The sequence below is a fragment of the Streptomyces thermodiastaticus genome (genome assembly GCF_014656135.1).
GTDB classification, from domain to species: Bacteria; Actinomycetota; Actinomycetes; order Streptomycetales; family Streptomycetaceae; genus Streptomyces; species Streptomyces thermodiastaticus.
In genome coordinates this window covers 24537-37916 of record NZ_BNBV01000029.1, presented here as the reverse complement: position 1 = coordinate 37916, position 13380 = coordinate 24537, and the positions used below count along the sequence as shown (strand labels likewise).

Here is a 13380-nt window from a genome sequence, read left to right as displayed (position 1 = left end):
GACCAGGCCACTTCCCATCATCACCCACCGTGAGGGGGACCGCTGTGTCCGATGCCCTGCCCCGGCCGCGCCGCCTGGTGCGGCGCGGCCTCCAGCTCGCCGTCGGCCTCGTGCTGTACGGCGTCAGTTCCGCGCTCGTCGTGGCCTCGGGCCTCGGCCTGGGCCCCTGGAACGTGCTGCACGAGGGACTCGCCGAGCGGACCGGGCTCAGCATCGGCGTCGTGACGACCCTGACGGGCGCGCTGGTGCTGCTGCTGTGGATACCGCTGCGGCAGCGCCCGGGCCTCGGCACGCTCTGCAACGTGCTCGTCGTGGGCCTGGCCATGGACACAACCCTCGCCCTGCTGCCCGGCGTCCGCGCCCTGGCCGTACGCGTCGTTTCGCTGGTGGCGGGCATCGTGCTCAACGGTGCGGCGACCGGGCTGTACATCGCCGCGGGGTTCGGGCCCGGCCCCCGGGACGGGCTGATGACCGGGCTGCACCGGCGCACCGGGCGCTCCATCCGGCTGATGCGGACCGCGGTGGAGGTGACGGTCGTCGTCACCGGGTTTCTCCTGGGCGGGACGGTCGGGGCCGGCACCGTGCTCTACGCGGTGTCGATCGGCCCGCTGGCCCAGCTGTTCCTGCGCCTGTTCGCCGTTCGGGAGTCCCCCTCCGGCACCCGGGCCGTTGCCCCGCCCTCACCCGAGCGGGTGATACTGCACCCGTGACCGCGCCCGCCCGCCACCCGTTCCTCGACCATCCCGGGCCCCTCGCCTTCGCGCACCGCGGCGGGGCGGCCGGCGGCCCGGAGAACACCCTGGCCCAGTTCCGGCGCGCGGTCGCCACCGGCTACCGGTACCTGGAGACCGACGTGCACGCCACGGCGGACGGCCGGCTGGTCGCCTTCCACGACGCCGTCCTGGACCGGGTGACCGGCGCCTCGGGCCGGATCGCCGACCTGCCCTGGGACCGGGTGCGCCGGGCCCGCGTGGGCGGCCGGGAACCGGTGCCGCTCTTCGAGGAGCTGCTGGCGGCCTTCCCCGGGGTGCGCTGGAACGTCGACGTCAAGGCGGACGGTGCGCTGCGCCCCCTGCTGGAGCTGATCGAGCGCGCGGACGCCTGGGAGCGGGTGTGCGTCGGGTCGTTCTCCGAGGCGCGGGTGGCGCGGGCGCAGCGGCTGGCCGGGCCGCGCCTGGCGACGTCGTACGGCACGCGCGGGGTGCTGGCGCTGCGGCTGTGCTCCTGGGGGCTGCCCGCGGCGCCGCGCAGGCCGGCCGTGGCGGTGCAGGTGCCGCTCGCCCGGTGGGGCGTGCCGGTGGCCGACGCGCGGTTCGTCCGGGCCGCGCACGCGCGGGGGCTGCACGTGCACGTGTGGACGGTGAACGACGCGCCGACGATGCACCGGCTTCTGGACCTCGGCGTGGACGGCATCATGACCGACGCCCTCGGCACGCTGCGGCAGGTGCTGGAGGAGCGCGGCGTCTGGGTCTGAGCCGGCTCCGGGCGCCCGCGCGACGGAGCCCGGCGCAACGCTCCGGCCGAAGGATTAGCACTCGGGGCGCGAGAAAGGTACCGTACGCGTTCGGCCTGCCCCAGGCGTACCGTTACTGCGCGTCGAAGGTGCCGGAACGCTGGGTGACAACACCTGGCAGACGTGACAAACCGGGCGCCGGTGGGTACTGCACTGGAGACAAGGCTGCGGCTACGACGGCGACGCATGACCCGGAACGGGACTCGGAACGGGAATCTTTACCGCCGACCGGACGTTGACCGGATGACGACGACAGCGACACCTGTCCTGTGGGCGACCAGCCCGGGAGGCACGATTCATGAGTGAGCGAGCTCTTCGCGGCACGCGCCTCGTGGTGACCAGCTACGAGACCGACCGCGGTATCGACCTGGCTCCGCGCCAGGCCGTGGAGTACGCATGCGAGAAGGGCCACCGTTTCGAGATGCCCTTCTCGGTCGAGGCGGAGATCCCGCCGGAGTGGGAGTGCAAGGTCTGCGGGGGCCAGGCACTCCTGGTGGACGGCGACGGGCCGGAGGAGAAGAAGGCCAAGCCGGCGCGTACGCACTGGGACATGCTGATGGAGCGGCGCACCCGTGAGGAACTCGAAGAGGTCCTCGAGGAGCGCCTCGCCGTTCTGCGCTCCGGTGCGATGAACATCGCCGTCCATCCGCGGGACAGCCGCAAGAGCGCCTAGTCCTCGCGCGGACGTGGCCGGCTCGTCCGGCACGCTCCGACAGGGCCGCGGGCGCCGTACGTCTTTTCAGGGGGCGTACGGCGCCCGCGGCTTTTGTCGTGCCCCGCACAGGTCCGGGCGTGGCCGCACCGAAAGGGGCCGTGTCCCGGGCGGGCACGACACGGCCCCTGAGGCTCACGACGGCAGGCGGACGCCTCTCAGCGGGTCAGCGGCGGGCGCTGCTCCCCCGGGCCGTCCTCGGGCTCCTGCCGGATCACCTCGCCCGGGACCACCTTGCCGCCGGGACCGCCGGTGCGGGCCCACCGGAAGGCGTCGCCCAGGGGGCCGGCGCCGGCCCGGCGCAGCCGGCGGTCGACCGTCCGCTCCACGCGCCGGCTCACCAGCCGCTGGACCGGCGGGATCAGCAGGAGCAGTCCCGCCGCGTCGGAGATCATGCCGGGGATCATCAGCAGCAGCCCGGCCAGCATCGTCAGGCCGTTGCCGCCCCGCCGCCCGGACGGAACCCCGCCCTGGCGCAGGGTGGCGTCGAGATCCCGGAAGGCGCGCCCGCCCGCCCGCTTGATCACCACGGCGCCGGCCACGAAGGCGGCGACCAGCAGCAGGAAGACCGTGAACCCGTTCGCCGCCCCGGCGACCATGGTCAGCAGCCAGACCTCCAGCACCAGCCAGACCGCGAGGACCGCCGGCAGATACTTGCGCAGCCGGGAGCGCGCGGAGCGGGCGGTGTACGGGGAGGTCGAAGCGCCTGTCGTCATGCTCCCAGTGTGCCGAACCCCGGCTCAGGACCGGATAAAAGCTACGGCCGGGACGCCGGGCCCTTCTTGCCGGTGATCCTGCTCACCCGCTCACCCACGCCCCAGGCGGTGACCCGCCACAACGCCTCCACGAGGATGTCGCGGCTCATCTTGGAGTCGCCCAGTTCGCGCTCGACGAAGGTGATGGGGACCTCGACGACGTGGTAGCCGGCCTTCACCGCGCGCCGCGCCAGGTCGACCTGGAAGCAGTAGCCCTGGGAGGCGACCTCGTCCAGGCCCAGGCCCTCGAGCGTCTCGCGCCTGAAGGCCCGGTAGCCGCCGGTGATGTCCCGCAGCGGCAGGTCCAGGGCGAGACGGGAGTACAGGCTGCCGCCGCGGGAGATGAACTCGCGGCCCTTGGGCCAGTTCACCACGCGTCCGCCCGGCACCCAGCGCGAGCCGAGCACCAGGTCGGCGCCCTTGAGGGCGGTCAGCAGCCGGGGCAGCTCCTCGGGCTGGTGGGAGCCGTCGGCGTCCATCTCGACCAGCACGCCGAAGTCGCGCTCCAGGCCCCAGCGGAACCCCGCGAGGTAGGCGGCGCCCAGGCCCTCCTTGCCCTTGCGGTGCAGGACGTGGACCTGCTCGTCCTCGGCGGCCAGTTCGTCGGCGAGCTTGCCGGTGCCGTCGGGGCTGTTGTCGTCGGCCACCAGGACGTGCGCCTCGGGAACGGCCTTGCGCACCCGGCCCACGATGGCCTTGATGTTCTCCGCCTCGTTGTAGGTCGGGATGATCACCAGCGCGGTGCCGAGCGGGCCGAACCGCCTCTGCTGGCCGCGTCCCGCGCGGGTGCCCTCGCCGTCGTTCACTGCTGCCCCTTCATGTCCGTACGCAGGGGACCACCTTAGTGGTCAGGGCCTGCGGGGATGTGCCACCACGGCCGTGCGGTGACGCCGGTGCGGCGCAAGTGGGGCGAACCGGTCCTCCCCGGCGGTCCGCCGCACCCCCCGTGCGGGCCGCCAGGGCCCGTGCCCGGCCGCGGCGGACCGCGGTGCGACCGCCGCGGGTCCGGGATCCGCCGGCCTGCGGACGGGGCCCGGTGCCCTTCGGGCCGACCTGGGACCCGCTGGCTGCGGGTCGACCGAGAGCCGTTGTCTACTGAGCACCCGGGCCCCACCCGGGTCACACCTGCCGACCGTCCGGAACGTCTCCCCCGCCGACGCGGGCGCTGCGCCTGGCTCCCGTGACGGTGTCCCGGTACGGCACACCGTCCCTGACCCAGCGGCACTGCGACGCGGGCACGGAAGTTCCCAGGCCGGGCGTCCGGTGGTGGACGCGGCAGAACCTACCGGCCCCCCGCCGCCGCCTGTCAAACAGCCGCCCGGTCCGCCGGGCGGGGCGCCCGCCGCGGGCCGGAGCGGACAAAGCGCAGGTAGCGCGACAGGACGCGGGGGCGGACAGGGAACGGATGCTCTCCGGGGCGTGCGGCCAGATCACTCGCCCGGCCGTACGAACACCGTCCGCCCGCCCACGACCGTCCGCAGGCACAGGGGCAGATCCTGGCCGGGGCTGAGGTCGGGCAGCCCGGGGGTGCCCGAGCGCGGGTCGGTCGACCAGCGGGCCACCCGGTCGTCGGGGGCCTGGACGACGAGCTCGCCGGTCCGCCACACGGCGTAGTCCGCGGGCGCGCCGGGCACCAGGACGCCCGCGTCGTCCCGTCCGATCGCCCGCCAGCCGCCCCGGGTGTGCGCGGTGAACGCGGCACGCACCGAGACGCGGTGCTCGGGTGTGCGGTGGAAGGCGGCGGCCCGGATCGTGCCCCAGGGGTCCAGCGGGGTGACCGGGCTGTCGGAGCCGAAGGCGAGCGGCACGCCCGCGCGCAGCAGGGCCGCGAACGGGTTGAGGGTGCGGGCCCGCTCGACGCCCAGCCGCTGGGCGTACATGCCGTCCGGGCCGCCCCACAGCGCGTCGAACGCGGGCTGCACGGACGCCGTCAGGCCCAGCTCGGCGAAGGCCGCGATGGTCTGCTCGGTGAGCATCTCGGCGTGCTCGACGCGGTGCCTGGCGGCACGGATGCGCGCCAGTCCCATCTTCTCGGCGGCGGCCCGCACGCCCTGGACGACCGCGGTGACGGCCGCGTCGCCGATGGCGTGGAATCCGGCCTGCAGGCCCGCCTCGGTGCAGGCGACGACGTGCGCGGCGACCGCGTCGGCGTCCAGGTGCGCCGTGCCGGTGTGGCCGGCGTCGGCGTACGGGGCGTGCAGGCAGGCGGTGTGCGAACCGATGGAGCCGTCGACGAACAGGTCGCCGGCGGCGCCGGCCGCGCCCAGCTGACGGGCCTTGTCCACGTCCCGTTCCGCCCAGTAGCCCACGACCCGCGGGCCGGGCTCCTGCGCGGCGAGCTTCAGCAGGGCGGTGAAGTCGTCCTCGGACGAGATGTCCGGACCGCCGCACTCGTGCACGGCGCCGATGCCGAGGGAGGCCGCGTGGGCGAGCGCGGCGCGCTGCGCCTCGGCTCGCTGCGCCGGGGTGATCGCGCCGAACGCGACCGCGCGCACGGCGTGGTGGGCGTCGCCGGTCAGCGGACCGTCCACCGGGCCGAGGCCGGGCACCAGGTCGAGCAGCGCGGTGGTGACGACCGCGGAGTGCACGTCGATGCGGCTGAGGTACAGCGGGCGGCCGCCGGTGGCCTCGTCCAGTTCCGCGCGGGTCGGCGGGCGCCCGCCGGGCCAGCGGGCCGCGTCCCAGCCGTGGCCGAGCAGGACCCGGTCGTGCGGCCGGGCGGCGGCGAACTCCCGCACCCGGGCCAGGGCCGCCTGAAGCGAGAGCGCGTCGGACAGGTCCAGCCCGGTGAGCGCCAGGCCGGTGGCGGTGGTGTGCACATGGGCGTCGGTGAACGCCGGGGTGACCAGGGCACCGTCGAGGTCGATCACCTCCTCGACGCCGTCCGCGAAGGCGTCGGCCGCGCCCTCGGACCCGACCCAGGCGATGTGCCCCGACTCGACGACCATCGCGGTGGCGAACGGGTCGGCGGGGCTGTGGATCTCCCCGCGGCGGAGGAGGACGGTACGGGGTTCGGCGGTGCGCTCACTCATGAGCACCAGTCTCGCGCGTCACCGGCGCGCCCCGGCACGCAGGGCGGCCGACGGAGGTCAGATGCGCGGCGGACGCGCCTCGTACGGCGTGGACAGCACCACGGTCGTCCGGGTCGACACGCCGGCCAGGCTGCGCACGCGGGCGAGAAGCTCCTCCAGCTCGTGGGGGGTGGCCACGCGCACCTTGAGGATGTAGTTCTCGTCGCCCGCCACGCTGTGGCAGGCCTCGATCTCCGGCACCCCGGCGAGGCGGTCGGCGATGTCGTCGGGGGCACTGGGGTCGAAGGGCTTCACCGAGATGAACGCCGTCAAGGGCAGTCCCACGGCCTCGGGGTCGACGACCGCGGCGTATCCGCGGATGACGCCACGCTGTTCCAGCCGCCGCACCCGCTGGTGCACGGCCGAGGTGGACAGGCCCGTGGCCTTGCCCAGGTCGGTGTAGCTCATCCGCCCGTCCTTGACGAGCAGCTGCACGATCTGTCGGTCCAGCTCCTCCATGGCGCAAGAACCTACAGGGCGCGCACGGCTCCGTGCCGGTCGCGTCCTCCGCGGCGCACTCCCCCTGCCCGCATGTGAGCAACGCCACACCCTTCGGGTGCCGTTCGTAATGCTTCCGTGATTACCGCCGTGAGCGGACGGGAAGTGCTTGCTGTGGTCGAGGCCGAGCGCCTCACGGCCCAGCTCTAGGGGGAGAATCCCATGCACAGTGTCAAGCGCCGTTCCGTGTCCAAGCGGCAGCAGCAGGTTCTCGAACTCCTGCCGGACAGCGCCGCGTTCGACGACGGCGACGCCGATGAGTTCGACGACCACGACACCGAGGTGTACCGGGTGATCTGCCCGGAGTGCGCGCAGCCCATCGCCCTGCTGCCTGACGACGAGGTGCTGCCGCAGCACGCGCGGTGCGCCTCGCCGTGGAACCCGTTCGGTGCGACGGTCTGCTCCGGCACCGGACGCAAGGCCTCCGACGCTCGTCCGGCGAGCGAGACCTTCGCCCCGCAGGAGCAGAAGACCGCCGTGGTGCTGACGCTTCCTCAGGGACTCGACTGGCGGATGCAGCCCTTCTCCCACGTGGGCGGCCCGGGCTCCCGTCCGATGCGCGTGCCGGTCCCGGCGATGCGCCGTCGGGCCGCCTGAGCCGTCGGGGCGCCCGCCCGGCCCGGGTGCCACGCTCCGCACCGGGGCGCAGGGACCGCCGTGCGCGGGATCCCGTGCGCGGCGCGGCGCGGCCGCAGCGGGAGCCCGCGAGCGGCGCGGCGGCACCGGCACGGACGTGGACGCCGGTGCACGCACGCGCGATTCCGGCGACAGTGACCTGGGCCCGCCGTGGCGCGTTGCCCAGGTATGACCCGTATCGCCACGGCCGGCGAACGCCGGCGCCGGATCGTCGTGCCGCAGCCCGCGGCACCGCTGCTGCCCGTGCCGGCCCCGCTCACGGATCCGCCGATCTACCGCGACCTGGTGCGCACCTGGGCCGACCGCGGCCGCATGCTGCCGGGACGCCACGACCCGGAGTGGGCCCGGCTCGCCGCGCCGTTCCCGGGGCTCGGCCTGTTCAGCGACTCTCGGGACCCGCGACGTGACGGGCGATGACCATGCGCTGGATCTGGTTGGTGCCCTCGACGATCTGCAGCACCTTGGCCTCCCGCATGTAGCGCTCGACCGGGAAGTCGGCGGTGTAGCCGTAGCCGCCGAGCACCTGCACCGCGTCGGTGGTCACCTTCATCGCCGTGTCCGTGCAGAACAGCTTGGCCATGGCGGCCTGACGCGCGAACGGCCGGCCCGCGTCGCGCAGCCGTGCCGCGGCCAGGTACAGCGCACGGCCGGCCTCGATCTGGGTCGCCATGTCGGCGAGCATGAAACGCAGCCCCTGGAAGTCGGAGATCGGCCGCCCGAACTGCTGCCGGTCCGCGGCGTACGCCACCGCTTCGTCGAAGGCCGCCTGGGCCAGGCCGATGGCGCAGGCCGCGATGCCGAGCCGTCCGGCATCCAGCGCGGACAGCGCGATGGCGAAGCCCTGTCCTTCCTCGCCGATGCGCCGCTCGTCAGGGATCCGGACGCCGTCGAGGTGGATCTGCGCGGTCGGTGAGCCCTTCAGGCCCATCTTCTTCTCCGGCGGCGCCGCGCTCAGGCCCTCGGCGTCGCCGGGCACCAGGAACGCGGTGACGCCCCGCGCCCCGTCTCCCCCGGTGCGCGCCATCACCGTGTAGAAGTCGGCGACCCCTCCGTGGGTGATCCACGCCTTGGTGCCCGTGAGCACCCAGTCGTTCCCGTCGCGGACCGCCTTGGTGCGCAGGGCGGCGGCGTCCGAGCCGGACGCGGGCTCGGACAGGGCGTAGGCGCCGAGCAGGTCGCCGCCGAGCATGGCGGGCAGATGCCCGGCGCGCTGCTCCTCGGTGCCGTAGGTGGCGAGCGCGTAGGAGGCCAGGGTGTGCACGCTCAGGCCCAGGCCGACGGTCAGGCGGGCCGCGGCCAGTTCCTCCAGGACCTGCAGATAGACCTCGTAGGGCTGGTCCCCGCCGCCGTGCTCCGCGTCGTAGGGCAGGCCGAGCAGGCCCGAGCGGGACAGGAGGCTGAACACCTCACGGGGGAAACGGCCGGCGTCCTCCTCCTCGGCCGCCTTCGGGGCGATCTCGTTCCGGGCGATGTCACGCACGAGCGAGATCAGTTCCCGGGCCTCGTCCGTGGGCAGTTGCCGGTCCACCGGCTGCGGGGCGCGGTCGGGCATGGCGACGCTCTCCTCCCTGTCGGGCACAGCGGCGGAAGGGCGCCTTGGGTGGGGCGGCTCCGCCGGAGGGTTCTCGGGGCCGGCCGGTACTCGCGCTTCCGGATCGCGGAAGCAGCTGACCAGCGGCTGCGCGCAGTGAGTATGCCCGATGGGCGGCGCGGAGTCACCGGTTAACGAGCGCTTACTTGAAGAAAGGGCTCCGGCGCCTCACGCCCCGGTGAACGGAGGTCTCAGAACAGGCCGAGCCGGGTGACGAGCATCGCGATCACCACGACGAGGAGCCAGCCGAGGACGTGCTCGAGGAGGGCGGAGCCGTCGCCGTCGCCCTTCGGGCCACCGGTGCGGACGCGGACGGGAGTGACAGGGCCGGCGGAGGCGGAGTGCGCGGTCATGGGCATCTCACTGGAGAAGGCTGGGGAACGGTCGTACTGGGTGGACCCCCCCGGCCGCCGGACTCGTGCCCGCGGCCCCCAGTCCACCTTGCCACCCGCCGCGGACGGCGCGGCGGAGACTTCGGTCACAGCCGGCCCGTCGACCTCATGACAGGTCCGCGACAAATTTGCCCGTTCGCATCCCTGTACACACCCGCCCCGGCGGCTGTACGGTCTCGGGCCGTATGGACTCATGGGAGCGCTCCCACCCCCCGCTCGTCCCGCACGATGTCCCGTCGGTTCGACATGCAGGAGGAACGCGTGAGACGTCTCATGGCACTACTGGCGACCCTCGCCACGGCACTGGGGCTGGTGGCGCTGGCCGGCCCGGAGGCGACCGCCGCCCCCGGCTGCCGGGTGGAGTACACCGTCGCCGGCCAGTGGCAGGGCGGCTTCCAGGCCGGGGTCAGGATCACGAACCTCGGTGATCCGCTGAACGGCTGGACGCTGACCTTCACCCTGCCGGACGCCGGGCAGAAGGTTGTCCACGGCTGGAACGCCGCCTGGTCGCAGTCCGGCTCCACCGTCACCGCCGCCGGCACCGAAGGGAACCGCACGCTGGCCACCGGTGCCTCGGTCGACGCCGGCTTCATCGGCTCGTTCACCGGCGCCAACCCCGCACCCGCCGGCTTCGCCCTCAACGGCGTCGCCTGCACCGGCTCCGACGGAGGCACCACGCCGCCCGCCACCGGCGACGACGCCACACCCGTCGGGATCAACGGCCGGCTCCACGTCTGCGGCGTGCACCTGTGCAACCAGTACGGCCGTCCCATCCAGCTGCGCGGCATGAGCACGCACGGACTGCAGTGGTTCAGCCAGTGCTACAACGACGCCTCCCTGGACGCGCTGGCGCGGGACTGGAAGGCGGACCTGCTCCGCATCGCCATGTATGTGCAGGAGGACGGCTACGAGACCGACCCGGAAGGCTTCACCCGCCGGGTGAACAGCCTCGTGGACGAGGCCGAGGCCCGGGGCCTGTACGCCCTGATCGACTTCCACACCCTGACGCCCGGTGACCCGAACTACAACCTGGAGCGCGCCAAGACCTTCTTCGCCTCCGTGGCCGCCCGCAACGCCGCCAAGGACAACGTGATCTACGAGATCGCCAACGAGCCCAACGGCGTGAGCTGGGCCGCCGTCAAGCAGTACGCCGAGCAGGTCATCCCTGTGATCCGGGCGGCCGACCCGGACGCCGTCGTCATCGTCGGCACCCGCGGCTGGTCCTCGCTGGGGGTCTCGGACGGCTCCGACGAGCGGGAGATCCTCGCCAACCCGGTGAACGCCGACAACATCATGTACACGTTCCACTTCTACGCCGCGACCCACAAGGACGACTACCGGGCCACGGTGAGCCGGGCGGCCTCGCGACTGCCGCTGTTCGTGACCGAGTTCGGCACGGTGAGCGCCACCGGTGACGGCGCGGTGGACCGGGCGAGCACCACGGCCTGGCTGGACCTGCTCGACCAGCTGAAGATCAGCTACGCCAACTGGACCTACTCCGACGCTCCCGAGGGCAGCGCGGCGCTCAAGCCGGGCACCTGCTCCGGCACCGACTACAGCAGCGAAGGCGTGCTGACCGAGTCGGGCGCGCTGATCAAGAACCGGATCAGCGCCCCGGACGACTTCCCCACCGGCTGACCGCACACACACCGGGCGGGGCTCCGCACGAGACGGGAGTTCCGCCCCCGTGCCGGTCCGGGGAACGCCTGGCCGTCGGCGCGCGGCACAGCCCCGCGCGCCGGCGGCATCCGCACGTCAGCGCACCCCGACGCGCTCCAGCGCCCGGCGCTGCGCCGGGGTCGGGCGGGCCGGGAAGTAGAGGTAGCAGATGCCTCCCGAGCCGCTTCGGATCGTGCCGTCGGCGTCGTAGCGCTTGGTGCGCAGCCAGACGGTCTCGAACTCGCGGCGCCGGTAGACCCGCCGGACCGCCTCGTCGCTGGGTGACGCCGGGTCGTTGGCGACGACGTCACCGTCCGCGGTGAAGCCGACGATCGCCATCAGATGGCCCGACGTGCCGTAACCGGCGCCGGTCAGCTCGGTTTTGAGGAAGGACTGGGAGGTGATCACCGGGATGCCGGCCGCGATCAGGGTCTCGGCCTCGGTGAGGGAGGCGAGCCGGGTCACCACGCCCTGCAGACCGTCGAAGGTGGCCGCGTAGGCGGCGTTGAAGGGCCAGTTGCCGCACCCGGCGTACTGGTAGTCGTAGGTGGAGCGAGCCGCGTGGCAGACCTGCGGGTCGGCGTAGGACGGGTCGACCCAGGACAGCTGTTCGGGGGTGAGCCGGCCGCCCCAGTACTCGACGACCATCTGCGAGGAGGTGGGGCTGCACCAGGCCTCGCCGCCGTTGTCGTACTCGGGGTACTGGCCCTTGTGGATCTCCTGCGAGTACCGGGGGACGCTCAGCTCCCGGGCGGTGCCGCCGGGGGCGGAGGCGGGGACGGTGAAGCGGTCGGGGATGTCGGAGCCCATCGCGCCGATCCGCCGCACCACGGGGGTGAGCCGGGTGCCGGGCGTGCGATGCAGCGTCAGGCGCAGCCGGTAGGAGGCCAGGCGCAGCCCGGTGGACGGGTCGTCGATGGAGAAGGTGTCCGTCCAGACCGAACTCCTGCCGTCCTTCTGGCCGTCGACCGAGGTCCGCTTGATGTCCTGGTCGCCGGCGGCCCAGCGGCCCATGACGTACCAGGGGGTGGCGGTGCCGTCCGTGTAGGTGCCCTGCAGCTCGACCTGGAGCCAGGTGCCGGCCGGGGTGTCCGCGTTCCACGACACGACGGCCTCGGTGGCGGGCACGGCCAGACGGTGCACCGGGCTCGTCCAGGTGGCGTACTCCCAGGTGGCGGTCTTTCCGGTGTGGGGGTCGGTGTAGTCGGTGGTGCCGGCGGGCGTGGCGAGTTCGAGGCCGGGGCGGGCCCCGGCGCGCGGGCGGGTGCCGTGGGCGGTGCCGCTGCGCCAGTCCGCGAAGCTGGTCCAGGCGTGGTAGTCGATCGGGCGGGCGGACCCGGTGCGGGCGCCGCCCGCCGGGGAGGGGGCGCCGGACGGGGCGGCGCCGACGGCGGCCGCCGGGACCGTGCCGCCTGCCACGGCGGCCACGACGGCGGCGGTCAGGACGGCTCTGCGGGAGGGCTGGTCGGCTGTGCTCATGGGTGGCGAAACCCCCAGGTGTCCGAGTCGGGGCGGAGGGCGGTCCGTGCACGGCGATGCGCCCACTATGGCGGCGCACAACGGGTCCTGCCAGTACTTCGGGCGACGCCACACTCGCCGATATTGGTCTGGACCGGTGGCGGGTGCCCGGACGGGCACCGTGATCGGTCCCCGCGCGCCCGCCGGGGCGGAGGGGCGGCCGTAGACTGTCCGCGGACCTCCGCCGTCCGCCCCCGCGCTCCCGTCAGGAATCATCCGCCCCACTCCCCTCGTCAGGTATCGTCCGCCCCGCGCTCCCGTCAGGAATCCGCCATTCACGTCCTCGCCCGCCGCCTGCGCCGTCTCGCGCCGTCCGTGGGCCCCGTGCGGCTCGTGGGCGTCGACGGCCACGCGGGCTCGGGGAAGTCGACCTTCGCCGGACGGCTGGCGGCCGCACTGGACGGCGCGCCCGTGCTGCACCTGGACGACATCGCCTGCCACGAGGAGCTGTTCGCCTGGGACGGGCGGCTGCTCGACGAGGTGATCGCACCGCTGGGGCGGGGCGCGACCGCCCGGTACCGCCCCTACGACTGGCGTGCCCGGCGCTTCGGGTCCCCGCGTGCGCTGCCGCCGGCGCCGGTGGTCCTCGTCGAGGGCGTGGGCGCGGGCCGCCGGACGCTGCGGCCGCATCTGGCCGGGCTGCTGTGGATGGACCTGCCGCGCGAGGAGGCCTGGGCACGAGGGCGGGCCCGTGACGGCGAGGAGCAGCGGGAGTTCTGGTCCGGGTGGACCGAGGCGGAGCGCCGGCACTTCGCCGGGGATCCCTCCCGGCCGTTCGCCGACCTGCTGGTGCGGCAGGCGGAGCAGGGGTACGAGGTGCTGCCGGGGCCGTCCGGACGGCTCGGTCCCGGGCTTTTCGTCACGCACCGTGAGGAACCGTCGGCAATGTGTGGGACGTGTGAAGACCCGCACGGGGGAACCTGACCCAGTCCCCCAACTTCGCTTGACCGGGGGGCCGTACAGGCCTTACGTTCTCAATGTGCGGTCATCGTGGGACCGCTCGAAGACACGAAGCCCCCGGTTGTTCCCCCGTGA

General features: G+C 73.8%; 14 protein-coding genes. 7 read left to right on the top strand and 7 right to left on the bottom strand.

Annotated elements, in window-relative coordinates; all coding sequences use genetic code 11:
- Window positions 1-44 precede the first annotated feature (44 nt).
- The 3 genes from yczE (at window position 45) to IE286_RS22430 (ending at window position 2186) form a co-directional block, all read left to right on the top strand.
- Window positions 45-710: a membrane protein YczE gene (gene yczE / locus IE286_RS22440; protein ID WP_229863359.1), complete on the top strand. Its 666-nt coding sequence runs from the start codon at window positions 45-47 to the stop codon at window positions 708-710.
- Window positions 707-1474, top strand: a complete 768-nt coding sequence (locus tag IE286_RS22435) for a glycerophosphodiester phosphodiesterase family protein (protein ID WP_189798575.1) — start codon at window positions 707-709, stop codon at window positions 1472-1474. Before yczE ends, IE286_RS22435 begins: the two co-directional genes overlap by 4 nt.
- A 337-nt stretch (window positions 1475-1811) precedes the next feature.
- Window positions 1812-2186 (top strand): RNA polymerase-binding protein RbpA, encoded by a 375-nt coding sequence (locus tag IE286_RS22430; RefSeq protein WP_125496038.1) that lies wholly within the window; start codon window positions 1812-1814, stop codon window positions 2184-2186.
- A gap of 197 nt (window positions 2187-2383) precedes the next feature.
- On the opposite strand, the gene fxsA is transcribed toward IE286_RS22430, so the two are convergent.
- The 4 genes from fxsA to IE286_RS22410 form a co-directional block, all read right to left on the bottom strand.
- Window positions 2384-2941, bottom strand: a complete 558-nt coding sequence (gene fxsA / locus IE286_RS22425; protein ID WP_189798574.1) for an FxsA family membrane protein — start codon at window positions 2939-2941, stop codon at window positions 2384-2386.
- Between the two features lie 41 nt (window positions 2942-2982).
- Window positions 2983-3786 carry a polyprenol monophosphomannose synthase gene (locus IE286_RS22420; RefSeq protein ID WP_189798573.1) on the bottom strand — a complete coding sequence of 268 codons (804 nt, stop codon included), beginning with the start codon at window positions 3784-3786 and terminating at the stop codon, window positions 2983-2985.
- A 624-nt stretch (window positions 3787-4410) separates the two neighbouring features.
- Window positions 4411-6012, bottom strand: a complete 1602-nt coding sequence (locus IE286_RS22415; protein WP_189798572.1) for an amidohydrolase — start codon at window positions 6010-6012, stop codon at window positions 4411-4413.
- A gap of 57 nt (window positions 6013-6069) precedes the next feature.
- Window positions 6070-6510 (bottom strand): Lrp/AsnC family transcriptional regulator, encoded by a 441-nt coding sequence (locus IE286_RS22410; protein WP_029382997.1) that lies wholly within the window; start codon window positions 6508-6510, stop codon window positions 6070-6072.
- A gap of 201 nt (window positions 6511-6711) precedes the next feature.
- Between IE286_RS22410 and IE286_RS22405 the strand changes: the two genes are divergently transcribed.
- Entirely contained in the window at window positions 6712-7146 is a 435-nt protein-coding gene (locus tag IE286_RS22405) for a hypothetical protein (RefSeq protein ID WP_189798571.1), read from the top strand.
- Between the two features lie 207 nt (window positions 7147-7353).
- Window positions 7354-7602 (top strand): hypothetical protein, encoded by a 249-nt coding sequence (locus tag IE286_RS22400; protein ID WP_189798570.1) that lies wholly within the window; start codon window positions 7354-7356, stop codon window positions 7600-7602.
- On the opposite strand, the gene IE286_RS22395 is transcribed toward IE286_RS22400, so the two are convergent.
- Both IE286_RS22395 and IE286_RS22390 read right to left on the bottom strand, forming a co-directional pair.
- A complete protein-coding gene (locus IE286_RS22395) occupies window positions 7565-8737 on the bottom strand; it encodes an acyl-CoA dehydrogenase family protein (RefSeq protein ID WP_189798569.1) in 1173 nt (390 codons plus the stop codon). The genes IE286_RS22400 and IE286_RS22395 overlap by 38 nt on opposite strands.
- A gap of 230 nt (window positions 8738-8967) precedes the next feature.
- Complete coding sequence (locus IE286_RS22390; RefSeq protein ID WP_189798568.1) at window positions 8968-9129, bottom strand: SCO1431 family membrane protein; 162 nt, start codon at window positions 9127-9129, stop codon at window positions 8968-8970.
- A gap of 300 nt (window positions 9130-9429) precedes the next feature.
- On the opposite strand from IE286_RS22390, the gene IE286_RS22385 reads away from it, so the two are divergent.
- Complete coding sequence (locus tag IE286_RS22385; RefSeq protein WP_189798567.1) at window positions 9430-10806, top strand: cellulase family glycosylhydrolase; 1377 nt, start codon at window positions 9430-9432, stop codon at window positions 10804-10806.
- A gap of 117 nt (window positions 10807-10923) precedes the next feature.
- Here the strand turns inward: IE286_RS22385 and IE286_RS22380 are convergent, their stop codons facing one another.
- The gene (locus IE286_RS22380; protein WP_189798566.1) at window positions 10924-12306 is read right to left on the bottom strand and encodes a C39 family peptidase; all 1383 of its coding nucleotides are present in this window, start codon (window positions 12304-12306) and stop codon (window positions 10924-10926) included.
- 312 nt (window positions 12307-12618) lie between these two features.
- Between IE286_RS22380 and IE286_RS22375 the strand changes: the two genes are divergently transcribed.
- Window positions 12619-13269, top strand: a complete 651-nt coding sequence (locus IE286_RS22375) for a uridine kinase family protein (RefSeq protein WP_189798598.1) — start codon at window positions 12619-12621, stop codon at window positions 13267-13269.
- The last annotated feature ends 111 nt before the right edge of the window (window positions 13270-13380 follow it).